The organism is Lysinibacter sp. HNR, assembly GCF_029760935.1.
In the GTDB taxonomy this organism is placed as follows: Bacteria; Actinomycetota; Actinomycetes; order Actinomycetales; family Microbacteriaceae; genus HNR.
On the sequence record NZ_CP121684.1, the window covers coordinates 1,196,358 to 1,220,761 of the forward strand.

Sequence of the window (24,404 nt, forward strand, 5' to 3'; positions counted from 1 at the left end):
CCAATCTTGAGGTTCGAAACTTTTTTACTCCGCAAACTCGGCAGCGGTGAGCGGTTTTGGTGAGGTTTCAACGGCCTGCTGTCGGGTGATGGATTTGTCATCGAGAGCCTCGAGCTTGCGGGCGGTAACCAGCACGCGGGATTCGAGAGAAGCCGCAAACTGGTTATAGCTGCTGACAGTGCTTTCAATCGCTCGGCGAAGCTTGTCCGAGTGCTCCGAGAGTGTGCCGATGCGTTGATAGAGTTCTTTGCCCAGTTCAAAGAGCTTTTTAGCATCGTCGGTGAGGGTATCTTGCTGCCAGGTGTGGGCTACGGTTTTGAGTACTGCCCACAGGTTGACGGGGGAGGCTAGCGCTATTTTTTTGTTGAAGGAGTAGTCGAGCAGCGTGGGGTCTGCTTCGAGCGCAGAGGAGAGGAGCGATTCGCTAGGTACAAAAGCAATGACAAACTCGGGACTCACCTCAAGACCTGCCCAGTAGGTGCGGTCGGAAAGGGCGTTAATGTGTTTCCGGAGAGCCTTGACGTGCTGCGCGATGAGAGCCGTGCGACGTGCGGCTTCTTCGCCCGTTGCGGTAAAGGGAATCTGGCTTGCCTCGATGTAGGAGCTAAAAGGAACTTTGGCATCAACTGCGATTGATTTTCCTCCGGGAAGATGTACTGTCATATCCGGTCTGCCCGCCCCGGCGTCTGATGTGAGGGAACTTTGCAGATCAAAATCAACCCGGTGGGTGAGTCCCGCAGCTTCCACCACGTTACGGAGCTGAGCTTCGCCCCACACCCCGCGAGTACTGTTATTGCGCAGCGCGCTGGCAAGTGACTCGGTTACCGCTCTGAGTTGCTGATCAGAGAGTTGAGCGTGCTGTAGTTGCTGCTCAAGCGCGCTGTATTGGCCTGCGCGTTCTCGCTCGAGTGTGCTTACCTTATCGTTCATCATGCGGAGGGTCTCACGCACCGGTTCAAGCTTTTGGAGGATGCGGCTCTCGTCTGCCCTCGCGTGACGCTCACGTTCGGTTGTCTGCTCCTGTTGATCGAGCAGGTGGGTAACCTGGGTACGCAGCTCAGAGGCGCGTGCCTCTGCGGCGGCAGCCTGTGCGCTCAGTGCGGCCACCTGCTCGTGAAGCATAGCTTCAACCGACGAGTGTGCTGCTGCTTGAGCGCCGCGTCTGCGAACAACGGTGAGTACTATATAGGTGAGAACCCCGCCACAGATAAGCCCGAGTAGAAACGAAAGAACGATATCCATGTTGGTAAGTGTGCCAGGAACAGCTGACAACCAGGTGGTGCAACGCTGTCTTCTGTAGTTCGAGTACGGATCTACCCCAGAGGAATGACTCCGATCAAAAGACCCACCCCGAGCATCACGAGCGATATCACTACCGCCCGCCATAACACCTTTCGGTGGTGATCGCCCAGATTAACGTTTGCCAGCGAAACGAGCAGGAGTATAGCTGGCACGAGCGGGCTCTGCAGGTGAACGGGTTGACCGATGATTGAGGCGCGTGCCATCTCAACAGGGGCGATACCAAATGAGGATGCGCTCTCTGCCAGCACGGGAAGCATTCCAAAATAAAAAGCGTCATTACTCATAAAGAAAGTCATGGGGATACTAAGGATTCCCGTGATGACGGCGAGGAAGGGACCAAACGTATCAGGTATTGCTGTGACCAGCCAACTTGACATGGCCGCCACCATTCCCGTTCCGTTGAGCACGCCAATGAGTACACCTGCGGCCAGTACCATTGACACCACACCAACCACGCTCGGAGCGTGGGCTACGATTGCCCGTGATTGCTGTTTTAACCCGGGGAAATTCACCACCAGAGCGATAGCCGAGCCCACCATGAATACGTAGGGCAGGGGGACCAAATCGGTAATGAGCATCCCCATAACCGCCAAGGTAAGCACAAGATTAAACCAGATGAGTCCCGGTCGTAATGTCTCGCGAGAGGGATCTAGCATGGTGTCTGTCATGACACTTTTGTCCTCGTTTATGAGCACGGACTGAGTGCTTAATTCCTCCGGGTTGGAATGCGCAAGCCGTTGAGTGTCTCCCCTGGTGAAAGGGGGAAGCCCCGCGAAACGAGAAAGCACTTCTTCCTGGGTAACCTGATCGCTGTTGAAAGGGGCTAGGGAGCCCAGACGTTTGCGCTCGCTCAATCCCAGAAACCACGCAAATATAAACATCACGACCAAGCCTGCGACCAGCGAGGGGATCATAGGAACAAAGACATCTGTTGGGGAGACGTTAAGGGCAGCAGCGGCCCGCACGGTAGGGCCACCCCACGGAATAATATTGAGCGTTCCGTTGGCAAGACCGGCCACACAGGTGAGAACAACGGGACTCATCCCCAAGCGTATGTAGAGGGGAAGCATGGCTGCGGTTGTGACGATAAAGGTAGTCGAACCGTCTCCGTCTAAAGAAACGGCTGCCGCCAAGATTGCAGTGCCCAGTACGACTCGAGCTGGGTCGTGGCCCAGCGTTTTTACGATAAACCGCACGAGGGGATCAAAGAGCCCCACATCGATCATGAGGCCAAAGTAGATAATGGCAAACATGAGAAGGGCTGCGGTGGGAGCAAGCCTTCCAATGGCCTCAAGCACCATCTCGCCCAGACCCATTCCCGCTCCAACAAAAAGCCCGAACACTGTGGGCACCAGGATGAGGGCAACCATCGGAGTGAGTTTTTTTGTCATGATCAAAACCATGAAGGTGATGATCATCGTAAACCCCATTATTACGAGCACTGTGGACCCCTACGTCGCCTTGGTCTTAACTATTTCAACCAACACTAGGTACCCTCTTCAATAAGCGTGAGGGTTATGAAGATAAGGATCGCCCTTTGCTCATACTATTAGTTTTGCTCTTTTTGCGCAGGCGCGGGAATCACTCTCTGACACGGCAGGATCGATAGGATAATACTCGGTTGGCGTATCGACAAAGGCGGTGATGTGCAAGTGGGTTCTTTTTCTTCCGTGACGGCCCCTCGACGGTTTCGTTTTGCCACACACGTGCTGATATTGCAGCTAACGGTTGTTCTTGCCATTGTTGTGGTGAGCTCCACGATTTTTGCCCTGTCTAAAGTACAGAGCTTGCAAGAAGACGCAAAGACTACAGCACTTGCTGTGGCGCAGAGTTTTGCCGAGGATGACAATGTCAGGGAGTGGGCTACGCTTTTTTCTGATACTCCTGGTGACCCTTCCAAGGAAGAACTGGCAAGTAGTTCTCTTGCCTCATTAGCGCAGGCCTTACGGAAGCGTACCGGTGCTCTCTTTGTGGTTGTCACCGATGATCAAGGATTGAGGCTTGCTCACCCTAACCCTGACGCTCTTGGGCTTCCGGTGAGTACCAGCCCTGAGGCGGCCCTGGCCGGTTATGAAACGACGTCGTGGGGAACGGGTACGCTCGGTGAATCGGTTAGGGCTAAGGTGCCCGTCTATGCGCTCGAGGGGGACCGGGTTGTGGGCGAGGTGAGTGTTGGGTTTTCTAGCGAAAAGGTTTTTGACAGTGTCTTTGGTGAGGCGATACCTGTTATCTTAACAGCGGCCCTGGCGCTTGCGCTCGGGATTGTGTCATCGATCCTCATCACTCGGCGGCTGCGACGACTCACTCTCGATTTGCAGCCGGAGGAGTTAGTTACTCTGGTTCACAACCAGGAGGCGGTGCTGAGCGGGGTGGACGAGGGCGTGATCGGGTTGGCTCCCTATGGGCGTGTGACGGTCTGTAACGATTTTGCTCGTCAGGTTTTTGCCCTGGACGGTGCCGTGGGCTCCCACATCGACGAGATGCGGCTGCCCGCGCAGCTTATGCGGGTGCTACACGAAACACCCGTTACCGAGCGGGTAGAATCGATGACCCTGGTGCTGGAACAGCGCATTGTTTTTGTTGATATCCGCCCGGTGTTTTGGGAGGAGACGGGACGAGGTGGACAATCATCGCGAGGCACGGGTTTCAGGGGTTCTTCTTCTGCGCGCTCGTCGACGCGGGAGAGCCTCAGCGACGCAGAAGGAAGAACGTGTTTGGGGCGGGTTATTGTGATACGGGACCGAACCGATGTGGAGGCCCTGAGTAGGCGTCTTGATGCTATTGCTGCTATGACATCCGCGCTGAGGGCTCAGCGACACGAGTTTGCCAATCGCCTTCACACGATTTCGGGTCTCCTCGCCATTGACCGACCCCAGGAGGCAAAGCTTTATCTTTCACGCATCCTGGAACACGGGCCTCTCCGATACCCCGTCACGAACCTGGAGCTTCTTTCCGAACCCTATCTGCAGGCTTTTCTTGGGGCAAAGGGGATTGAAGCTCAAGAGAAGGGCGTATCGCTCATGCTTGGACCCGAGACCCATATCTCTGGAGAGCTTATTGACGCTGAAGATGCCACCGCTGTGCTCGGCAATTTGATTGATAATGCCGTGGTCGCAGCTGTTGCGGGCATTAGTCCTGACGCCTGGATTGAAATTGAGGTCATGGACGTGGGGGAAGATCTACACCTTTCAGTTTTAGATTCTGGAGACGGACCGATCTGCGGGGAGGAAGCTATGCCCGGTGAGGGAATTGAATTGGTAATGGACACCCAGAGCGCAGAAATTTCTGTGCTGGCACAGGATACCGTTCACGGTCTGGGTCTCGGACTTCCGTTATCTCGTGATATTGCGCGCAGACGAGGGGGCGACGTCTGGTTTGTGCCGAGAGAGCGTGCTCGTAATCGTGGAACACTCTTTTGCGCGGTACTGCCGGGCATCATTGCTCCTCGGGCAGACCGCCCTCACCAATCTGAAGACGTGTCTTTTGCAGCTGAATCGAGTTTAACGTGAGTTCACAGAAATTAGGAGTGCTTATTGTCGACGATGATTTTTATGTGGCACATCTCCACCGACAATATGTGGAGTCTGTACGCGGGTTTGTGATTACCAAAACGGTTGGTTCTCTTGCAGCCGCACGAGAAGCTATAGTCGCGCAAAAGCCAGATTTAGTGCTGCTTGATGTGTACCTTCCCGACGGCAATGGCTTGGATTTTGCGCGGGAGATCGAGACGGATGTGTTTATACTGAGTGCTGCATCGGAGCAGAGTAGTGTAAAACGTGCGATGCGCTACGGGGCTCTTTGCTACCTGGTGAAGCCCTTTACCGCAGAATCACTGCGTGAGCGTCTCACAGGGTATATCCGGTATCGCAATATCTTGAGTTCCGCGGAATCGCTTACCCAAGAAACAATTGCTCGCGCACAGCGGGTATTTCACGCGGTGACCGCCGGTGGTGACGCCACACAGTCGGCCACGGAGCTTTCGATCCGAGAGGTTATCAATACCTCCCTCGAAGAACTCTCCGCTGTCGATGTGGCCTCCGCAGTCGGGGTATCACGAGCAACGGCTCAGCGCTATTTGACAGCCCTGGCAACAAGCGGACACATCCGAATGCGCCTGCGTTATGGTTCTGCCGGTCGCCCCGAGCATCGATACAGTTCTCTGTCCTCCTGACCTTGCCGTGGCCAGGAGGACAGACAGCTGTTTTCTCTTGTGTTAGTGATGGAAAGTTGGTTTGGTCGTCCTGGTGGGTAGGGGGCCGCTGAGCTGGTCGAGGAAGGCCACCTCTTCGTTGATCACGTTCAGGAGGGAGACCGCGAGGTCCATGCTCATCCCGTTTCTAACCACTATGCGTTGGACCGTTATGTTGTTGAGGTTATCGGGCATGGGGTAGGCAGGGACGAGCCACCCACGGGATCGAAGCCGGTCGGAAAGGTCATAGAGGCTCCAGTTCTTGGTATGCCCTTCTCGGAGACGCCAGGCAAAAACAGGGATATCAGAGCCATCGCTCCAGAGCTGAAACGCGGGGTTTTGGGAAATTCCTTTTGAGAGGAAAAGTGCAACATCCTGTGATGCCTGCTGGATAGCCCGATATCCCTCCCTGCCGAGCCGTAGAAAGAGGTAGAACTGGAGAAGTACCTGGGCTCCCGGACGGGAAAAGTTGAGGGCAAAAGTGGGCATGTCTCCACCCAGGTAGCTCACTCTAAAAACGAGGTCTTCCGGCAGGAGCTCTTCGTCGCGCCACACGACCCACCCCAGCCCCGGATAGACGAGACCGTATTTATGGGCTGAGGTGTTGATGGAGTGTACTCGGGGGATGCGGAAGTCCCACAGAAGGTCGGGCTGGAGAAAAGGTGCGATCATACCGCCGGATGCGGCGTCCACGTGAATGGGGATATCAAGGCCGGTATCCTGCTGGATTTTATCCAGTGCTTGGGCAATCTGAAGCACCGGCTCGTATTCTCCGGTATAGGTGACGCCAAGGATCGCTACGACTCCGATGGTGTTCTCGTCTACGTACTCTGCCAGGTTGTACCCGTCAAAGATGCGGTGTTCTTCGGAGAGTGGAACATAGCGGGGTTCAACGTCCCAGTAGTTACAGAATTTTTCCCAGCAGACCTGAACAGAAGAACTCATGATGAGGTTGGGTTTTTCTGTCGATTTACCAGCCTGACGGCGGGCCTGTTGCCAGCGGCGTTTGAGCGCCAGGCCTCCGAGCATGCAGGCTTCGGAGGAACCTATAGTGGAGGTACCAAGTGCTTTTTCGGGGTTGGGTGCGTTCCACAGGTCTGCAATGATGCGCCAGCCATAGTGCTCAATTGCTGCGGTTTGTGGGTATTCATCCTTGTCAATCATGTTCTTGTCAAAGGATTCCGCGTAGAGTTTTTCTGCTTGAGGATCCATCCACGTTCCCACGAAAGTGGCTAGGTTGAGTCGGGCGTTGCCATCGAGCATTGTTTCGTCATGCACGATTTGATAGGCGGTTTCCGGCAGCATCCCCTCCTCGCCGAGGGAGAATTTAGATGCCAGGGAGCTTTCTCCGGGACGTGAAAAGAGCGGATTAACAGAAACATAATCTTGATGACTGATCTTGTGTGTGTTCGACATTGGTGTCGCTCCTCAAGCTAATCTGTACGGAGAACGCCAGAGGGGCCCGACATCCTCATATTCAGCATGGCTTCAGTACACCAGGGTGTCAAGCTCTAGTGCAAGAATATTTAGTCGATGTGAGTTTGGGTCTACAACCGGTAAAATTCGGTTATTTTTTTCCCAGGAGACCTCGTCCGATAAATATGCCCAGCATGAGGACTCCGACGACCTCAAGGGCCAGCGCGATTCCCACGGCGGAGGGGGCACCGGGTGAAATGAGGACAAGCGCTATTCCTACAATGATCAGAACGGAACCGGCGATGGGAAGAATATAGGGCCTCATGCTCTCTATGCTAGCCGTTGATTTCGTCTCTCCCGCGGAGAGGCCCCGCTCTCAGCGTGGAAGACTCAGCGAGTGAACTTTCTCTTGAGCTACCGTGAAGCCCCTGTGAGTGCCCTGCAACGGTCATTTTACATAAGGTTAATGGAGCAGAATAGTTCAGGCGTTTGTCACTAAAGAAAAACGTTCGATCCCCCGAGGCAATGTGTGAGGAGCACCCGTGAAAATTCTCCGACAGGGAGTGCACCGTGAGATTTCTACGGAAAAGGAAGGTCGTTCGCCGCAGCATGCGCGTTCTACCGGGCGACGTAAGCGCGTCATCCTCTGGGTAGTAAGTACCGTGACGGTTGTGCTGTTTGCCTTTGCCGGATCGGCTGCCTGGGCGTATTTTCAGGTGATGGGGAATATCAAGGAAAACGTGGTGGCTCGTCCGGGAAAGACGGAGGAACCAGTCAAAATTCCTACCTGGGACGGGGCCGTTAACCTTCTTGTGATGGGTACGGATTCACGTCTTGGGCAAATAACCGGTGACTATGGAGACACTGGCGAGAGCGCTCGTGCCGATGTGATGATGGTGTTGCATATTTCTGCAGATCATAAGAACGCTACACTGGTGAGTGTTCCTCGCGATACCATGGCCGCAACCCCGCAGTGTACAAACACGGAGGGACAGGTGGTTCCCGCCAAGAGTGTGACGCAGCTTAACGGGGTTCTTGATGACGGACCCTACTGCATGATGGCCGCGGTTTCTCAGCTCACAGGGTTGCAACTAGACCATTTTATTGTGGTTGATTTTGACGGTGTTGTGAACATTACGCAGGCTATCGGAGGTGTTGACGTGTGTGTGACGGAGCCCGTGAACGATCCGTATTCCGGCTTGAACATCAGTGCGGGTGAACACAACCTGGCCGGCGCTGAGGCTCTGGCCTTTCTGCGGACCAGACACGGCTTTGGTGATGGAAGTGATCTTACGCGTATCAGCGCTCAACAGGTATTCCTTTCTGCGCTTGCCCGGAAAATAAAGAGTTCTGATGTTCTTACCAACCCGGTAGCGCTGTACGGATTGGTGAACTCTGTTTCTCAAAGTTTTAGTGTGGATGAGGCGCTGGGAAATTCGCAGAGCCTAGTGGGGCTCGCCTCCACCCTGGCAACAACGGATCTTGGGTCAATGGTGATGATTCAGCTTCCTGTGGAGGAGTATCCGGCTGACCAGAATCGAGTCCAACCGGTGAAAACCTTGGTCACGCAGCTGTTTGATGCGTTAAAGTCGGATGTTCCCGTGGTGCTTGCCGATGGTGCACCCACTCAGGATGCCGCTGTCCCGGGAGAGGCTCCCTCACCCCCTACGTCGGCTGAGACTCCCTCGCCTACGGAGTCTGCCACTCCCACACCCTCCACCGAGTTGCCGTCATCGGTGAAGGGACAGGTTGCCTCAAAGGTGACCTGCGCTCGCTAACCTTTCAGGGGGGGGCTGCTCCACCCAGACATAAACCCCTCAGGCACCGTCAGACAGTGTCGCCTGGTCTTTTGCTTCTGAACGGGGTGATGTCTTTGCGTCTTGCGCGGGGAAGATTACCTTTTGCACGATAATAATGGTCGAGGCGGCAAAGGGTATCGCAACGAGGGCACCGAGTACTCCGCCAATCGCACCTCCCGCAACGGCCGCGATAACAACCAGTGAGCCAGGGACAGCAACTGCTCGATTCATAATCCGTGGGCTGAGTATGTATGCCTCAATCTGCATGTAGATGATGTAGTAGATAGCCGCGGTAAGCGCTGTGAGCGGTGAGGCAAAGAGACAGATCAGGCTGATGACAACAGCTCCCGAGATTGTTCCTACCAGGGGAATAAGGGAAGCGATGAAAGCCATGAATGCAAGAAGAACGGGTAGAGGTGCCCCGATGATGCTCAGGAAGATAAAGCTGAGTACACCGTTGACGAGGGCCAGACTTACCTGTCCCACGACATAGCGCCCCACGGCCTGAGTGATCTCCTCGCTCACCTGAATGAATTGGGGGCGCTTTTTTGCCGGTACAAAACGGTATGAAACCTTCTTGATTGAGCGCAGGGAGGCAAGGAAATAGAGGGTGAGAATCATCACGATAATAGAACCGGTAAGGCCGCCTGCCACTCCGGCCCCTACCTCGAGAATTCCGCCGCCGACATTGAGCAGATTATTAGGGTTGCTCACAAAATCTTTGACGCTTTGAATTGCCGCGTCGACGTCAAGGAGCGTGCCAAATTGATTCTGGAAATCTTGGAGCCACTGACTATTACTGACATTGTTGATTATTGTGGGAAAGTCCGCAAAGAGTTTGGTGGTCTGCTGAACAATGATGGGAATTACGGCGAGCATGAGACCCGCAAAGGCGAGTAGCACCGCGATTACCACCGTGCCAATGGCTAGCCCGCGCGGCATTTTTTGTTCGAGCCAGGACACAAGGGGGTCGAGTCCGAGTGAAAGGAAGAGAGCGATCCCGATGTAAACCAGAACGGTTCCCAGCTGAGAGACGATACTGCCGATGAGTATCGCCACCAGAACACCGAGACCCCCAACCAGGCCAATACGGAACGCATTGATGTGTAGTGTGGGGGGAGCGGCAGCGCTGTTTGGTGTGCCAAAGTTGGAGGCGTTTGTGTGGGCGGGAGTGGGGGAGGTATTTTTTGGTGATGTACGCTTTTTCATAGTCCTCATTCTGTGTGTGCCCTATTAGGTTCTGAAACGTTGGTGGTGCGGTGTTGGATAACGTGAAGGTCGCTTTGACGTAGGTCTTTGGTGTTAGTTGAATCCTGCTACTACGTTGGCAAAGGGAATGAGCAGCCAGGGCAACAAAACGATGATGAGCACTATAGCTCCGATAATGGCTCCCGCCGCAGAGGCCCCCGCGCCGCCGAGCGTTTTATCCTGCTGCAACTGCTTGCGAGAGACGAGTCCAAGGACAACCCCCGTGCTCGAGAGGAGGATGGGGACAAGCGCGATGTCGCCGATGAAAAAAGCGCTGAAGGCACCCAGAAGCGCTGCGGTAGCAGCAGTAATTGCGGTTCCAGAATAGCGGGTTGGTGAACCTGCGGTTTTGTTGGTGCGTTGTGACTGACGGTGCTGTGGCTGGTCGGGTAGATTGCTCATTGGTTTCCTTCGTCTTTTACTACCGATCTGGTGTTGGGCTGCTCCACGGGACGTGAGCTTCGGAACTTCGACCGCGTAGTTTTTCGAGTTCCCGGCGCTCACGTTTGGTGGGGCGCCCCGCACCGCGATCACGAATCGGTACGGACGGTCTCTCCTCCAGCGCAAGGGGTGGTGGAGTGAGATCTTCAAAGCAGGTCGCTGCTTCCGACGGGCTCGTGCGTTTGGTGATGATTTTTTGTACCACGAGGATACGATCAAAGCCACGAATTCGAACTTTTACCGTATCCCCGACCCTGACAGTTTGGGCGGCTTTAACTCGGTTCTCGTTTACTCGAACGTGACCGGCTCGGCACGCTGTTGTGGCCTGTGAACGAGTCTTGGTGGCTCGCACAGCCCATATCCAACTGTCGACACGAGCCGAGGTGGGTGAGGTCATGGCTCGATTCTATCGTCCCGTGTGGGGACAACCTCTCCGAATTCTATTGCTCGCGAAAACGTTAGTGTGAGAGCATTAACGCTGAGCCAAGGATATGGGAGCCAGAAGCGTATGATCACCTTTGACGGGGTTACCAAAAAATTTGGATCCGGCCCCGCAGCCGTCGATAATTTTACTCTCGAGATTCCCTCACGAGCGACCACGGTTATTGTGGGGTCGTCCGGCAGCGGTAAAACCACCATCTTGCGGATGATCAATAGACTTATCGAACCCACAAGCGGTGTCATCCGTATCGATGGCGATGATATTGCGGCTCTGAATCCCGTATCTTTGAGACGGAGCATCGGCTATGTTATGCAAAATTTGGGGCTGCTTCCGCACCGGACGGTGGTGGACAATATTGCCACAGTTCTGTTGCTCACCGGCTCAAAGAGGGGCGAGGCGCGTTCGGCGGCCCGTGACCTGATGAACACCGTGGGTCTTGATCCTTCATTCGCGGACCGTTATCCCGCCCAGCTATCCGGCGGTCAGCAGCAGCGTGTTGGTGTGGCCCGCGGTTTGGCAGCCAACCCTAATATTCTTCTTATGGATGAACCCTTTGGTGCTGTGGATCCTCTTGTCCGCTCCGAGCTACAACAGGAGCTTCTCCGTATCCAGAGGGACCTGGCCAAGACCATCGTGTTCATCACTCACGATATCGAAGAGGCTCTGCTCCTCGGTGACTACGTCGTGATTTTGAAAAAAGGTGGTCACATCGCGCAGCGTGGAACCCCCGCCGAAATCATGGCTCGTCCCGTTGACGATTTTGTTGCAAGTTTTGTGGGGGTAGATCGGGGAAAACGATCACTTAGCGTGCGTCGGATGGGTGACAAACAGATCGTTGTTGACGGTAATAATCGAGTGGTTGGAACGCTGGGGGAGGTGGTCTCCGGTGAACTGGGTAGTGCAGAACGGTGAGCAGATCTGGCGGCTCACGCTTGATCATCTGGCGCTGAGTGTCCCGCCCATTATCGCGGGGCTTATTATCGCTCTTCCCCTCGGCTGGATTGCTCACCGCTATCGTCTTTCACGCAGCGTGCTCATGGTTGTGAGCGGCTTGCTCTACACCATTCCGTCGCTGCCTCTTTTTATTATGCTCCCGACACTTCTGGGGACGCGGATTCTTGATCCCCTCAACGTTGTTGTTGCGTTGACTATGTACGCTGTGGCCCTGCTATTGCGAACTGTTGCTGAAGCGTTTGACTCCGTCTCCGACGACGTGAGACAGTCTTCTGTGGCCCTGGGGTATTCCCCCGTGCAGCGGGTATTACGGGTGGAGCTTCCCCTAGCAATTCCCGTTATTATTGCTGGGCTTCGGGTGGTATCCGCGAGTACAGTAAGTCTGGTCACGGTGGGGTCAGTGATCGGAGTTTCGAGCCTCGGGTATTTTTTTATGAACGGGTTTCAACGAAGCTTCCCCACCGAGGTTCTGGTGGGTATTGTGGGGACCCTGTTGATTGCCGCGGTTCTTGATACGGCGATTGTTATCGTGGGACGTTTTCTTGTTCCGTGGAGCAGGGCGGTGACGGTGTAGATGGAGTACGTCTGGCAGGCTCTCGCTTGGATACCTGAGCATCTCTACGGTAGCGACGGGGTGATAGAGCGTGTTTATCAACATCTGCTCTATACCCTGCTGAGCGTTGTGATTGCCGCTGTCATTGCTATTCCCCTGGGGATTTACATTGGTCATACGGGACGCATGCGTTTTGTTGCCACCAGTGTGACGGGGGCAATGCGGGCGTTACCCACCCTGGGGTTGGTTGCTCTCTTTGGCCTCTATCTTGGTGCCGGGCTTGCCGCGCCCATTGCGGCGGTCTCCCTTCTGGCGATTCCTCCGCTCCTTGCGGGAGCATATGCGGGGGTCGAGTCAATCGAGAAACAAACCATTACCGCAGCCAGAGCGCAGGGGATGACTGCGTGGCAGATTGTCAGGGGGGTCGAGATACCGTTAGCTCTACCCCTGCTCTGGGGAGGACTAAGGTCTGCTGTGCTTCAGGTGATCGCCACCGTCACGGTTGCTGCGTATCTCCCCCTTGGGGGCCTTGGTCGCTTTATCTTTGACGGATTGCCCGTGCGGAACTACCCAGAAATGCTTGCGGGGTCGATACTGGTTATTGTGCTTGCTCTTGTCTGTGATGGAATTCTTGTCGTGGCATACGCGTTGTTTCAGCCACAGGGGGTAGCGGTGGCACTCGCAAATGATTCGCGTAAGCGGCGGCGAAATGATCGTAAAGTAGCCGTGGGCTGAAGGGCATCCAAATCTAGGAGAGGGAAAAAATTGAGAATACGAGCGCTGTTGAACGGTCGTCGCCCACACATCGGGTTGGCGTCTATCGCGGCTATAGCCCTAGTACTCACGGCCTGCTCTTCGGGAGACCCCTTTGCCTCGAACTCTCCAGGGGTAGCAGAAAACGAAACAATCACGGTTGGTTCTGCCGGGTTTGCCGAGTCCGAGATCATTGCGGAGATTTATGCTCAGGCCTTACAAGCGAAGGGCATAGAGGTAAAAAAGAACCTGAGTATTGGGCAGCGTGACGTGTACCTTGCGGCTCTCGCAGACGGTTCGATCGATCTTATCCCCGAGTACTCGGGCAATCTCCTGCAATTTTATGATGCCGAAAGCACCGCCTCTTCAAGCGAAGAAGTTTACGCTGCTCTCGGTCAGGCCATTCCCGATGACCTTCTTGTGCTGCAGCAGGCCCGGGCAGAGGACAAAGACTCCTATAATGTGACGACCGAGTTTGCAGCCGAGCACGACCTGAAAAGCCTCAGCGACCTTGCTGGGCTGGGGATCCCCCTTGTGGTGGGAGGAAATCCAGAGCTTCGGGAGAGGCCCTACGGTCCCGGTGGTCTCACCGAAGTTTACGGGGTTGCAAGCGACTTACTAAGCTTTCAGGCATACAACGATAGCGGAGGTCCGCTCACGGTGCGGGCTCTCATCGACGGCACGGTACAGCTAGCGGATATCTTTAGCACGGCTCCTGCCATCGCCGAGAATAAATTTGTCACGCTTGACGACCCAGAAAACATGATTCTCCCGCAGAACGTTCTCCCATTGATAAACAAGGGCAAGGCTGGCACAGATGTGGTGAAAGTTCTTAACGAGGTTTCAGCGCAGCTCACCACGGAGGATCTCATTGAGCTTAACTCACGTAATCAGGGCGAGGAGAAGGCCTCCCCGGCTGTCCTGGCTCGGGACTGGCTCGTAAAAAACAACCTTGATTAGAGAATTAGACAAAATTGAGAGCGACAAAAAGAGCCTCTCTTGGGAGGTGTTTTTCCCAAGAGAGGCTCGATAGTTTTATTGCTTACTCACTGATGTGAGCGAAGAGGAACCAGCGGTCTTTATCGAGTCCCTGGGCGATGGCAATCGCAACGTCCTGGCTGACCAGATCAATATCATCCAGCTCAGTGACCGCGGTATTAACCGTGGCAATTGCCGTATCGAGCTGCGCGATCATCTCGCGGATGACAACATCGGCAGGCTGGAAACCCGCACTCAAATCTGCGGTTTTAGTTTTCTCGGCCACCGTGCGGATGCGTCCGTCGAGAGGTAGACCCAGCGCAATGATGCGTTCGGCTGCGAGGTCAGCAAATTCTTGGGCGTGCGATACGATGCTGTCGAGTAACTCGTGCACCGCGATAAAAGCTGTGCCCCGGATGTGCCAGTGTGCCTGCTTGGCGTTAACCGCGAGGGCGGTGAGCTCAACGACCACAGGACTCAAGAACTGAGAAGTCCCCGAGGCTGCATCGGAGTTCGTGACCGCTTGGACTGTGGTGGGTGTTGCTTGTGTCATGCGAGTAGTCCTTTCGTAGCTGCTATCTACTACAACGCTACTCTTCCTGAAATAATTCGCAAGGAAGTTAAGGCTCATCTTATTGAAGCGTATGCTTACCTAATGTCTGGTTCGGGAGCCACAGTCTACCTGTGTGCTGGGCTGTATCGTGATTCCAGCATCGACTCTAATTGCTCCAGAGACTTTCCTTTTGTCTCGGGTAGAAAGAGGCACACAAAGATGATTGCGATCAGTCCTATCCCACAAAAGATAAAAAATGTCCCCGAAATACCGAGCCTGTCCACCAGGAGCGGAAAGAAAAAACCCACAAGAAAATTGGTGAGCCACAGAACTAGCCCGGCGAATCCAAACGCAAACCCGCGTATAGAGCCCGGAAAGATCTCGGAGAGCATAAGCCAGGTTACGGGTGAGATAGCACCCTGTTGGAAAAGCAGAAAAAGTATCGTGAGACACAGGATTGTGTAGGGCAGCGCCTCTGTTCCTGCAAAGAGCCGAGAAAAAAGACCAACCAGGAGGAGGGTCGTTGTTGTTCCACAGAGCCCGATAAGTAACAGCGGTCGACGACCAATCCTCCCCAGAAGCCAGATACCCACAAGCGTGGCAAGTACCGAGATAATGCCGTTGGCAATCTGTCCGGTAAGAGCGGCCTGCGTGGAAAACCCGGATTCCTGCAGGATCACCACACCGTAGTACATGATCGAGTTGACCCCGGTCAGCTGTTGCACCATTGCGATTCCCAGGCCGATAAAAAACACTCGGCGAATCCAAGTGGAGCGCAGAGCTGCGAGCGGTGTTGCCGTTGTCTCTCGGTTCAGTCGTGTGTAGTGCGCTATCAGCTCAAACTCGTGCTGAACCTCGCTCTCGCTGCTTCGTACGCGACGAAGGGTCTCCAGAGCCTCCCGGAATCTCCCATGCATCACAAGCCAGCGTGGACTTTCTGGAAGGGCGAGCATCCCCAGCCAGAGCGCGACGGCCGGGATAGATGCCACCATTAGCATGTATCTCCAGAGGTGATCCGCCTCGGGAAAGACATAAGCAAAGACAGCGTTTACGGTAAACGCGAGGAGTTGCCCCGAAACAATCATGAGTTCGTTTTGGGTGACAAGACGTCCACGACGCTGAGCGGGAGACACCTCGGCAAGATACAGCGGTACCGTTATGGATGCCCCGCCCACCGCAAGTCCGAGTACCAGGCGCGCAAGGATTAGGAGTTCAACGCTGGGAGCGAGGGCGCAGCTAACGGCCCCCATAAAGAAGAGGATGGCTAACCAGAGGATTAACCTGCGCCGCCCTCTCTTATCGGCGATTCGACCCCCGACCAGGGAGCCGAGAGCAGCACCAAGCAGCAGCGAACTCGTGACTAAGCCCTCGGTGAGTGGGGTGAGCCCCAGGTTGGGTTTCATGAAGGGAAGGGCACCCGAAATAACCCCGGTGTCGTACCCAAAGAGAAGACCGCCCAGAGAGGATATCGTTGTGATAATACGCAAAAAACGCGGGTCAGAAGCGCGACCATCCGACTTTTTGATAGTGAGTGGTGAGCCTTCCGTCATCGCGAGCCTTGAGGTGCGATAGGTCCTTGAACAGACCGCACAGAGGCACAAGAGACAGCGCGTTCAGAGGGTGCTGCGATCATGGGTTTTGACACACGCTACCGACTCACCAGCGTGGTTTCAAACGAGTAGTAATCGGTGCGATAACAATGTTGCCCATGTTCTATGGCCAGACCATCACTGTTATACGCGGTGCGCTCGGTGGTGAGTACGGGGCCGCCACTGTCAATTTTGAGGAGGGCCGACTCGCCCTCCATGGCACGACGGGCACCGATGCGTTGCTTGGCAACACGTAAGGAGGTTCCTCGAGCACGCAGAATGAGATACAGGCCGGTCTCTGTGAGCTCCTCCTCCGAGATGTCGAGGAACTGCTCCGGCAGGTGATTTTCGAGGATAGCGATGGGCTCGCCGTCCGTCATCCTCAAGCGTCGGAGGTGAAGCACCGGTGCGCCCTCGGGAATTACCAGCCGATGCGCGACCTCGGCTGTAGCAGGAGTCTCCCTGTGCAAGAGAACACGCGTTGTGGGTTTTTGATATCCCTCCCGAAGATCCTCGTAGAGGCTCGTGAACTCGACTCCGCGAGTTATCCCGCCGTGAACAACCTGTGTTCCCACGCCGCGGCGGCGTACGAGCAGGCCTTTTTCTACAAGCTCCTGGATAGCACGCCTAATTGTGGGGCGGCTCAAGCCCAAGCGCTCGCCGAGCGAAATCTCGTTTTCGAGGCGTGACCCGGCGGGAATCGTGCCGTCATGGATGGCCTGCTCTAGCCTGGATGCTACCTGGTAGTAGAGGGGGATTGGGCCGTTTCGATCGAGATCATCGAATAGTGACCCGAGCGAGACACCACGGTTACTCTGTTCCAAGTCGGTCTCCCTACCGTGTAAACGATTTTATTACTGGGCACAATTCTCTCAACTATCCTCAATGTTCTGACAATAGGCCCGAGGTGTGTCGGTTTGCCGAGATGCCCTTAATCTATACCGAGGTGATTCCCGGTAACCGAGGCGACCGAACACTCTTTACGGCAGGGGCTGCGGCTGAGCCCGTTTGTGTCGCGGTGCTCTGACCGCCGCTTTTGAGAAGCGTTTTAATCGCCACCCCGGTAGTGGCTGACAGCGCAATCACGTTGTCTGCTCCGTGTCTACGGTGGGCATCAACCACAATCGAGGCACACGCCTCGGCGTCGGCGAGTGCCTCGTGATGTTGAAAGTCTGTCACTCCGGCGGCCTGGGCAACCGCCGGCAACCGGTAGGAGGCAAGCGAGTAGGTTTTGCGCGCCAGCTGAACACTGCACAAATAATTGAGCCGGGGAACCGTTATTGCGGTGGCCTCGCAGGAGGCCCTTATGACGCCCATGTCAAAACTGGCATTGTGGGCAATAAGAACGTCGTTTTCGGTAAACTCAATGAGCCGAGAAAACTGTTCCTCCCAGCCCTCTGCGCCCTCTACATCCCGCGGTGTCATACCGTGGATACGGGTGTTCCAATCGAGAAAAGTGCCGTATTTTTCCGGAGGGCGAATCAGCCAGGACGCTCGATCGACGATTATCGAGTTGCGTACCTTGACAAGACCCACCGAGCAGGCAGAAGCACCGTGGCTATTAGCGGTCTCAAAATCAATGGCGGTGAAATCAACGGGCACACCCTATACTCGCACAGTTTTCTTGAGCTACCCGTGAGGAGGCCTTTGCCTCTCCGATGTCTCTCAATGAACTAAGCTTGATTCTCGTGGCTCTTACAATCGGAATCGTCGGCTTGCCCAACGTGGGAAAGTCAACCCTCTTTAACGCTCTCACCCGCAACGACGTCTTGGCGGCAAACTACCCGTTTGCAACCATCGAACCCAACGTGGGGGTAGTAAATCTACCCGATAAGCGCTTGGGGGTGCTCGCCGAGATATTCGGTAGCGAGCGCATCCTCCCCGCCCCCGTCTCCTTTGTTGATATCGCCGGAATTGTACGTGGCGCGAGTGAGGGGGAGGGGCTTGGTAATAAGTTTCTTGCCAACATCCGCGAGGCCGACGCAATCGCCCAGGTGGTGCGCGGGTTTAGTGACCCCGATGTGGTGCACGTTGATGGCGACATCAACCCCGCGAGCGACATGGAAACGATCAACACCGAGCTGATCCTTGCCGACCTTCAGACCCTGGAGAAGGCAATTCCCCGCTACGAAAAAGAGGTGCGGAACAAAAAGCTCGATCCGTCAGTCTTGGCCTCGGCCCAGGACGCTCAGAAAGTCTTGAACGAGGGTACCCCTCTCTCCTCTTCGAAAGTGGATCTGGAACCCATTAGAGAGCTGGGGCTTCTCACCGCAAAACCCTTTATGTACGTTTTTAACGTGGATGAGGCCGTGCTGGGTGACGAGGCCCGCCTGGCGGAGCTTGCCGAACTGGTTGCCCCAGCACAGGCTATCTTTCTCGATGCCAAATTGGAGAGCGAACTTATCGAGCTTGACGAAGAGGATGCGGCGGAATTGCTGGCCTCCACCGGGCAGAACGAGAGCGGACTCGACCAATTGGCACGCATCGGGTTTGACACGCTCGGTCTCCAAACCTACCTCACCGCAGGGCCCAAGGAGGCCCGCGCGTGGACAATCCCCAAGGGTGCCAAAGCCCCTCAGGCGGCGGGGGTGATCCACAGCGACTTTGAGAAGGGCTTTATTAAGGCCGAGGTAATCTCGTTTGACGACCTTGTGGCCACCGGTTCCGTGGCGGAGGCACGTTCACAGGGCAAGGCTCGGATGGAGGGCAAGGACTACGTCATGGTGGATGGCGACGTGGTGGAGTTCCGGTTTAACGTGTAGCTGATTCCTCTAGGTTTCGCTCAGACAAAGCATGATTTTTGATCTTTTCAGGCGTTGTGGCGTACCCATTCGGCGAGTTCGTCCCCCTGTCTCTAAAGCCACTCGTTGTCCTGAGCTCTGTTTCCAGCGCCGTGTGCTGGGCATCTCCATAGACACATCCCTCGTCCAGGGAGTGTCTCTGAGTGGTTTCCACCACCGCACTTGCTCTAAAGCGTTCTGCGCCATGAGCCATAACTCGAAGCGAGCGAGTTGATGGTTGAGCACAACCCCAAAACGCAGCTTGTGCTTCCTCAAGAGAGCGCTAATCCCTGTCTTCAAGCGCATCGCGAACCTCACGAGAGGGTGGTAGGTTTCCGTTATATCCGCTGCATCTATTCGCAGTGGTTCACGATTGTGCCGACTTTTCGAGGGGTTTTATCGAGTCCCTGATGTTATTTGGAACCTCGATAGATATATAATTTATCTCACAAAGGATCAAGGCGGGAGAGATCTATGCGGGAAATTACTGTTGGGTATGTGGTTGGAAGTCTATCGAGGGAGTCTATCAATAGAAAATACCTCAACACCCTGATTCAACGCGCGGACACGGACACCAAGTTCACCGAGATTCTCATAGCTGACCTACCCGTTTTTAACCGAGATATGGAGTCTCATCTTCCCCAGTCCGTTGTGGACATGAAAGCCCAGATCGCCGAGGTGGATGCCCTGCTTTTTGTTACCCCGGAACACAATCGCAGTATTCCGGCTGCACTAAAAAATGCTATCGATTTTGGTAGCAGACCTCCCGGCAGCAACGTTTGGAATGGAAAGCCTGCGGGGATTATTGGGGTTACCCGGGGTGCGATTGGCACGGCGGTTGCCCAATCTCACCTGCGCTCTATACTGCCAGTCCTGGGGGTGAGGCTGCTGGGGCATCCGGAAATGTACGTGAGAATTGGTGAGGAAGCCTATGACTCGGAAGGACATCTGAATGAGTCGCATGCAAAAAGAGCCGATAGGTTCCTCGAGAACTTTAGTGCGTTTGTGCGTCGTGAGATTCGCTGACTCACATTCGCTCGGTGAATTTTCGCTCTGGTGGGCACGGGCAGTTTTTATGAAATTGTTGTGGTTCAGGGTAAGTTTTCCCGCTAATTTTCCAGACAACACTCAGTAGACTAAGGCACAAGTTACAGCCGACTTTAAAGAGGTTAGAAAGGACCGCATTATCGTTATGTCGTCGCGACGCGAAGTGGCTCTGCCCTGGATCATTATCAGCGTTATTGCAGTTCTATCAATTGTTATGGCTCTGGTCTTTATTAACATTATTCGTCCCGATATATTTGGGTCCGGCCAAAAAGAACCTCAGCCTAAGCCCTCTCCCACAGCCACCCAGAAGGATGACATACCTGCGATTCCCTTGCCTCGCCCCACAACCGCAGCACCCGCGCCGCCCGCCGTTGACCCCGGACCAACTGCCACCATTCCCATTACTCAGTGGGGGATCCGTGTAGACATGCCACGTTCCCTGGCCCAACCCCAGTACACAATCTCGGGTAACACCGTGAATTTTCCCACGACCATGGCAACGGGGCTGCCTTCGGCGTGCGGAAACAGCCCTGAGGGGTGGGGGCTTTCCCGGTCGCAAACTCAGGATGCCCTACACACCCACAAAGTGGGTGACTTCTACTACGCTATTGAGTCTCCGGTTGCGTCCTGTCCGGCCAATACCGAACTGTACAATCAGATCATAGGCCTTTACGGTACGGTGCTGAACTCCATAAAGAGCTAGGGGGCAACAATCTCCCAGTTAGCAATGGGGCCGGGAACAACAGAAAAAACTGCGGCCTCCATAGGAACGGTCTCCGTATCGTGTACCGCTCGGAGATTCTTTGCTCGTTCCGGGCTGCGAACGTCTAGCTTGGTGAGGAGCCACTCAAACTCGTACCAGAGTTGACCCTGCGTAACCGGAATGCGTAACTCGGGATCCGGGGGGTTGAGTATGAGGGACCCGTTGAACGAGTAGCCGCGCGCGGTTGCCTCCTTGGAGAGCAGATGCAGGTAGGTTGCAATTGCGCGTTCGGGGTCTTTTGCCTCACGAAACCGCTCTAGCTGAGGGTGCCGGGTGTAACCCTTGGTCTGTCCCATTAAAACTTTTTGAGCTAAGAGGGTTTCGCGCCAGCACGCGATAAGACCAATCCTGTCGAGATACGAGGGGTCAAGGCTCCAGATTCGCATCTATCCAGGATAACGGTATGGATCTGAGGATGGGGCAGAATCCTGATCTTCGATTACCCTATAAGAATGATGAACCGTCAAGAAAAGCTGGTGCTCTCGCTAGCCGTCCTCGCGTCTTTTGTGGCTTTTCTCGATGGCTCCGTGGTGAACGTGGCTCTACCCGCCATTAGCGAGGAGATCGGGGGAGGGCTAGTCCTACAGCAGTGGGTGGTGGACTCTTACCTGATTACCTTGGGAGCGCTCATCCTGGTTGCGGGTTCGATCAGTGACGTTTTTGGCCGTAAACGTGTGATGTTTTATGGGCTGATTGGGTTTGCGCTCACCTCGATCGGTATCGGGTTCTCTCCCACGCCCGAGATGATTGTGATTATGAGGGGGCTACAGGGAATCGCCGGTGCGATGCTTGTACCCAGTTCGCTCGCCCTCATCACCTCAACGTTTCGCGATGAGGCTCAGGGCCGTGCCATTGGCATCTGGACCGCACTCACCAGCATTGCCATGCTGATTGGCCCCCTGGTGGGAGGTCTTTTTGTAGACGGCGGATCTTGGAGGGGAATCTTCTTTATTAACGTTCTTCCCGTCACAATCGCCCTCTTGGTGCTTGCCCGCATTCGGCATAAGGACGTTCGTATTCCCAATGTTCGGGTGGATTACTTGGGCGCGATCCTGTGTGTGGTTGGTCTTGGAGGCCTTGTCTTTGCGCTCATTGAGAGCCCCCGCCTGGGCCTGTATGATCCTCTGATCATGATGACCGGATTCGTGGGAATTGTCGCGTCCATAGGCTTTATCTGGCGGCAGAGGGTAGCGCGAGATCCCCTGATGCCCCTGTCCCTTTTTAAGACTCGTAACTTCCGTTGGGGCAATGTGGCTACCGTGCTGATCTACGGCGCGCTGAGCCTGAACGGACTGGTCATTGTTGTTTATTTGCAGGAGGTGGCTGGCCTATCCGCCACCCAATCCGGGTTGACCATGATACCCCTTACAATCCTGATGATTGCTTTGAGTCCTCGGGTGGGAAAGCTTGCCGGTCGTTTTGGGCCCCGGATATTCATGACGGTAGGACCGATTCTCTCCGGTATTGGAATGCTGTTTATGCTCACGATTCAGCCCCAGTTTAACTATTTCACCCAGTTACTTCCCGGTGTTCTCTTCTTTGGGGTGGGTCTCTCGGTGACGGTCTCCCCACTCACCTCAGCGATCCTCGGCTCGATTGATCCCGCACGGTCTGGTATCGCCTCGGCGGTCAACAATGCTATTTCACGCATCGCGGGTCTGCTCACGATAGCCCTCGTTGGGGTTATTGTTGGCGGTGACATCACTCTCGAGGGGCTACAGCGAAGTCTGATCTTTTGCGCGGTGCTACTGTTTGCGGGAGGAACAATTTCGTGGCTGGGGATTCGTAAGCCTGCCGTGTATGCTTGAGCCTATAACTTGATATCGGGCCGCAACACGATGCGGGAGAGCCGCGTAGCGCGGCACCGAAGGAGCAAGCCTCCCCGCCAATCTCTCAGGTAGTCGTACCGTATCGCTATTGGCCGCTCTGAAAAGTAGACAGCTTTTGTTGTCTCGCCCACGGTGAAAGCAGGCTACCGCCTGTGAAACTCTCAGGCCCATGACAGAGGGGGAGTTCTTAGTCGGTGGTGGCACAGTTGTTACCGCCAAACCAAACCGTATAACCTGTGTTGTATACCGTAAGGGAGAACTCTCATGTCCGAACGTCTGAGTCCGCTTCACCCCATCCATGAGCAAGCCGAGGCTACCTTTACTGATTTTGCCGGTTGGCAGATGCCGGTGCGCTATACGAGCGATCTTGCCGAGCACCACGCTGTGCGCGAAGCCGCCGGAATCTTTGATATATCCCACATGGCAGAGATCACCGTGTCGGGTGCGGATGCAGCCGCGTTTCTTGACTATGCGCTGGCCGGTAAACTCTCCGCAACAAAGGTTGGTCAGGCTAAATATTCCCTGCTATTAAGTGAGCGGGGTACGGTTATCGACGATCTCATTGTGTACAGACTTTCCGAAGATAACTACTTTGTGGTTGCCAACGCGGGTAACCGGCACGCCGCTGTTGAGGCGTTAGTAACGAGGGCCGCTCAGTTTTCTTTCGTCGAGGTGTCCGACCGAAGCGATGAATACGTTCTTGTTGCGGTTCAAGGCCCGCGTGCGCTCACCATCCTCCAAGAAACCAGCGGACTTGCACCCGAAGAGTCGCTCGACTCTCTCCGCTATTACTGGTCTACCGGGGCAACCTTTAACGGGCGCGACGTTCTTATCGGGCGCACGGGATACACGGGTGAAGACGGGTTTGAGATCTACGCTCATACGGACGACGCGGCTGCGCTGTGGAATGCGGTGATGGCAGCCGGTGCACAGCACGGGCTGGTTCCCGCCGGACTCGCCTGCCGGGATACCCTGCGTCTTGAAGCGGGGATGCCTCTCTACGGGCACGAGCTCTCGCTTAATGTTTTCCCCGTGCAGGCCGGCCTCGGGCGTGTGGTTGCGCTGTCCAAAGAAGGAGACTTTGTCGGGCGCGAGGGCACGGAAGCCGGCCCCGCCGACAACGCGAGGGTTCTGGTTGGTCTGGTGTCAGACGGGAAGCGGGCCGCCCGGGCAGATTACCCCGTCTTTACTCACGCTGAATCCGCACGGGCCATCGGCGTTATTACGAGTGGTGCTCTTTCGCCGACCCTCGGTTACCCCATTGCTATGGCCTATGTTGATCCGCAGTTTACTCAGCCGGGTACCGAGCTTTCTGTCGATATCCGGGGAAAACGACTGGGTTTTACTGTTTCCACCCTCCCCTTTTATACAAGAGAGAAGAAATAAACCGTGACTGTTCCAGAGAATTTTTCATACACCTCCGAGCATGAGTGGCTGCTGGTTGAGGGTGATACCGTCACAATCGGCATTACGCAGTATGCCGCTGACCAACTGGGAGATATCGTGTTTATCGAGCTTCCAGACGTTGGGTCGGAGGTGGCCGCAGCGAGCATTGTGGGTGAGATCGAGTCGACAAAGTCTGTTGGTGAACTCATCGCCCCGGCCAGTGGTACTGTGCTTGAGGTAAACCAGGCGGTGACGGACTCCCCGGAACTATTGAACAGCGACCCCTACGGTGCAGGCTGGCTTATCAAGGTTCGGGTAGAGTCAGCCCCACAAAACCTGCTGGATGCGGCATCCTATAGCGAACTTATCGAAGGATAGGGAA

General features: G+C 55.1%; 25 protein-coding genes and 1 riboswitch. Of the genes, 13 read left to right on the plus strand and 12 right to left on the minus strand.

Translation table 11 applies throughout. The features are described from left to right. Positions 1 to 24: 24 nt before the first annotated feature. Both FrondiHNR_RS05285 and FrondiHNR_RS05290 read right to left on the minus strand, forming a co-directional pair. A complete protein-coding gene (locus FrondiHNR_RS05285; protein ID WP_279354197.1) occupies positions 25 to 1,242 on the minus strand; it encodes a DNA recombination protein RmuC in 1,218 nt (405 codons plus the stop codon). A gap of 71 nt (positions 1,243 to 1,313) precedes the next feature. Beyond that, complete coding sequence (locus FrondiHNR_RS05290; RefSeq protein ID WP_279354477.1) at positions 1,314 to 2,732, minus strand: CitMHS family transporter; 1,419 nt, start codon at positions 2,730 to 2,732, stop codon at positions 1,314 to 1,316. 222 nt (positions 2,733 to 2,954) lie between these two features. Here FrondiHNR_RS05290 and FrondiHNR_RS05295 point away from each other — a divergent pair, with 222 nt between their 5' ends. Continuing rightward, on the plus strand, positions 2,955 to 4,811 hold the full coding sequence (locus tag FrondiHNR_RS05295) for an ATP-binding protein (protein ID WP_279354198.1): 1,857 nt from the start codon (positions 2,955 to 2,957) through the stop codon (positions 4,809 to 4,811). Next, a complete protein-coding gene (locus FrondiHNR_RS05300; protein ID WP_279354199.1) occupies positions 4,808 to 5,473 on the plus strand; it encodes a response regulator in 666 nt (221 codons plus the stop codon). Before FrondiHNR_RS05295 ends, FrondiHNR_RS05300 begins: the two co-directional genes overlap by 4 nt. A gap of 42 nt (positions 5,474 to 5,515) precedes the next feature. Here the strand turns inward: FrondiHNR_RS05300 and FrondiHNR_RS05305 are convergent, their stop codons facing one another. Both FrondiHNR_RS05305 and FrondiHNR_RS05310 read right to left on the minus strand, forming a co-directional pair. Next, a complete protein-coding gene (locus FrondiHNR_RS05305; protein WP_279354200.1) occupies positions 5,516 to 6,907 on the minus strand; it encodes a glutamate decarboxylase in 1,392 nt (463 codons plus the stop codon). Between the two features lie 151 nt (positions 6,908 to 7,058). Further along, on the minus strand, positions 7,059 to 7,232 hold the full coding sequence (locus FrondiHNR_RS05310; RefSeq protein ID WP_279354201.1) for a hypothetical protein: 174 nt from the start codon (positions 7,230 to 7,232) through the stop codon (positions 7,059 to 7,061). A gap of 217 nt (positions 7,233 to 7,449) precedes the next feature. Here FrondiHNR_RS05310 and FrondiHNR_RS05315 point away from each other — a divergent pair, with 217 nt between their 5' ends. Then, positions 7,450 to 8,685 (plus strand): LCP family protein, encoded by a 1,236-nt coding sequence (locus FrondiHNR_RS05315; protein ID WP_279354202.1) that lies wholly within the window; start codon positions 7,450 to 7,452, stop codon positions 8,683 to 8,685. Between the two features lie 39 nt (positions 8,686 to 8,724). Here FrondiHNR_RS05315 and FrondiHNR_RS05320 read toward each other — a convergent pair whose 3' ends face one another. The 3 genes from FrondiHNR_RS05320 to FrondiHNR_RS05330 form a co-directional block, all read right to left on the minus strand. After that, positions 8,725 to 9,915, minus strand: coding sequence for an AI-2E family transporter (locus FrondiHNR_RS05320; RefSeq protein ID WP_279354203.1), 1,191 nt, complete (start codon positions 9,913 to 9,915; stop codon positions 8,725 to 8,727). A gap of 93 nt (positions 9,916 to 10,008) precedes the next feature. After that, positions 10,009 to 10,356 carry a hypothetical protein gene (locus FrondiHNR_RS05325; protein WP_279354204.1) on the minus strand — a complete coding sequence of 116 codons (348 nt, stop codon included), beginning with the start codon at positions 10,354 to 10,356 and terminating at the stop codon, positions 10,009 to 10,011. Positions 10,357 to 10,375: 19 nt separating this feature from the next. Beyond that, positions 10,376 to 10,792, minus strand: a complete 417-nt coding sequence (locus FrondiHNR_RS05330; protein ID WP_279354205.1) for a S4 domain-containing protein — start codon at positions 10,790 to 10,792, stop codon at positions 10,376 to 10,378. A gap of 111 nt (positions 10,793 to 10,903) precedes the next feature. Between FrondiHNR_RS05330 and FrondiHNR_RS05335 the strand changes: the two genes are divergently transcribed. Genes FrondiHNR_RS05335 through FrondiHNR_RS05350 form a run of 4 tightly spaced genes read left to right on the plus strand, consistent with a single transcriptional unit; the run spans position 10,904 to position 14,057 of the window. Beyond that, positions 10,904 to 11,749, plus strand: a complete 846-nt coding sequence (locus FrondiHNR_RS05335) for an ATP-binding cassette domain-containing protein (protein ID WP_279354206.1) — start codon at positions 10,904 to 10,906, stop codon at positions 11,747 to 11,749. After that, the gene (locus FrondiHNR_RS05340) at positions 11,724 to 12,365 is read left to right on the plus strand and encodes an ABC transporter permease (protein WP_279354207.1); all 642 of its coding nucleotides are present in this window, start codon (positions 11,724 to 11,726) and stop codon (positions 12,363 to 12,365) included. Before FrondiHNR_RS05335 ends, FrondiHNR_RS05340 begins: the two co-directional genes overlap by 26 nt. Continuing rightward, on the plus strand, positions 12,366 to 13,079 hold the full coding sequence (locus FrondiHNR_RS05345) for an ABC transporter permease (RefSeq protein WP_279354208.1): 714 nt from the start codon (positions 12,366 to 12,368) through the stop codon (positions 13,077 to 13,079). Positions 13,080 to 13,109: 30 nt separating this feature from the next. Next, positions 13,110 to 14,057, plus strand: a complete 948-nt coding sequence (locus tag FrondiHNR_RS05350) for a glycine betaine ABC transporter substrate-binding protein (protein WP_279354209.1) — start codon at positions 13,110 to 13,112, stop codon at positions 14,055 to 14,057. An 82-nt stretch (positions 14,058 to 14,139) separates the two neighbouring features. Here FrondiHNR_RS05350 and FrondiHNR_RS05355 read toward each other — a convergent pair whose 3' ends face one another. The 4 genes from FrondiHNR_RS05355 to FrondiHNR_RS05370 all read right to left on the minus strand — a co-directional run bounded on the left by FrondiHNR_RS05355 (position 14,140) and on the right by FrondiHNR_RS05370 (position 17,819). Further along, positions 14,140 to 14,628 carry a DNA starvation/stationary phase protection protein gene (locus tag FrondiHNR_RS05355; RefSeq protein ID WP_279354210.1) on the minus strand — a complete coding sequence of 163 codons (489 nt, stop codon included), beginning with the start codon at positions 14,626 to 14,628 and terminating at the stop codon, positions 14,140 to 14,142. Between the two features lie 125 nt (positions 14,629 to 14,753). Then, positions 14,754 to 16,178, minus strand: a complete 1,425-nt coding sequence (locus tag FrondiHNR_RS05360; protein WP_279354211.1) for a sugar porter family MFS transporter — start codon at positions 16,176 to 16,178, stop codon at positions 14,754 to 14,756. A 98-nt stretch (positions 16,179 to 16,276) separates the two neighbouring features. Further along, positions 16,277 to 17,041, minus strand: coding sequence for a GntR family transcriptional regulator (locus FrondiHNR_RS05365; protein WP_279354212.1), 765 nt, complete (start codon positions 17,039 to 17,041; stop codon positions 16,277 to 16,279). Positions 17,042 to 17,153: 112 nt separating this feature from the next. Then, positions 17,154 to 17,819 (minus strand): 3'-5' exonuclease, encoded by a 666-nt coding sequence (locus FrondiHNR_RS05370; protein ID WP_279354213.1) that lies wholly within the window; start codon positions 17,817 to 17,819, stop codon positions 17,154 to 17,156. A gap of 86 nt (positions 17,820 to 17,905) precedes the next feature. Between FrondiHNR_RS05370 and ychF the strand changes: the two genes are divergently transcribed. The 3 genes from ychF to FrondiHNR_RS05385 all read left to right on the plus strand — a co-directional run bounded on the left by ychF (position 17,906) and on the right by FrondiHNR_RS05385 (position 20,747). Further along, a complete protein-coding gene (ychF, locus tag FrondiHNR_RS05375; RefSeq protein ID WP_279354214.1) occupies positions 17,906 to 18,979 on the plus strand; it encodes a redox-regulated ATPase YchF in 1,074 nt (357 codons plus the stop codon). Positions 18,980 to 19,471: 492 nt separating this feature from the next. Then, positions 19,472 to 20,023 carry an NADPH-dependent FMN reductase gene (locus FrondiHNR_RS05380; protein WP_279354215.1) on the plus strand — a complete coding sequence of 184 codons (552 nt, stop codon included), beginning with the start codon at positions 19,472 to 19,474 and terminating at the stop codon, positions 20,021 to 20,023. A gap of 166 nt (positions 20,024 to 20,189) precedes the next feature. Next, positions 20,190 to 20,747 (plus strand): hypothetical protein, encoded by a 558-nt coding sequence (locus tag FrondiHNR_RS05385; RefSeq protein WP_279354216.1) that lies wholly within the window; start codon positions 20,190 to 20,192, stop codon positions 20,745 to 20,747. On the opposite strand, the gene FrondiHNR_RS05390 is transcribed toward FrondiHNR_RS05385, so the two are convergent. Beyond that, positions 20,744 to 21,193, minus strand: a complete 450-nt coding sequence (locus FrondiHNR_RS05390; RefSeq protein WP_279354217.1) for a pyrimidine dimer DNA glycosylase/endonuclease V — start codon at positions 21,191 to 21,193, stop codon at positions 20,744 to 20,746. The genes FrondiHNR_RS05385 and FrondiHNR_RS05390 overlap by 4 nt on opposite strands. A gap of 69 nt (positions 21,194 to 21,262) precedes the next feature. On the opposite strand from FrondiHNR_RS05390, the gene FrondiHNR_RS05395 reads away from it, so the two are divergent. The 3 genes from FrondiHNR_RS05395 to gcvH all read left to right on the plus strand — a co-directional run bounded on the left by FrondiHNR_RS05395 (position 21,263) and on the right by gcvH (position 24,400). Then, the gene (locus FrondiHNR_RS05395) at positions 21,263 to 22,615 is read left to right on the plus strand and encodes an MFS transporter (protein WP_279354218.1); all 1,353 of its coding nucleotides are present in this window, start codon (positions 21,263 to 21,265) and stop codon (positions 22,613 to 22,615) included. A gap of 23 nt (positions 22,616 to 22,638) precedes the next feature. Then, a riboswitch (glycine riboswitch) is annotated at positions 22,639 to 22,726 on the plus strand. Positions 22,727 to 22,900: 174 nt separating this feature from the next. Next, positions 22,901 to 24,022: a glycine cleavage system aminomethyltransferase GcvT gene (gene gcvT / locus FrondiHNR_RS05400; RefSeq protein ID WP_279354219.1), complete on the plus strand. Its 1,122-nt coding sequence runs from the start codon at positions 22,901 to 22,903 to the stop codon at positions 24,020 to 24,022. A 3-nt stretch (positions 24,023 to 24,025) separates the two neighbouring features. After that, the gene (gcvH, locus tag FrondiHNR_RS05405; RefSeq protein WP_279354220.1) at positions 24,026 to 24,400 is read left to right on the plus strand and encodes a glycine cleavage system protein GcvH; all 375 of its coding nucleotides are present in this window, start codon (positions 24,026 to 24,028) and stop codon (positions 24,398 to 24,400) included. Positions 24,401 to 24,404 lie beyond the last annotated feature (4 nt).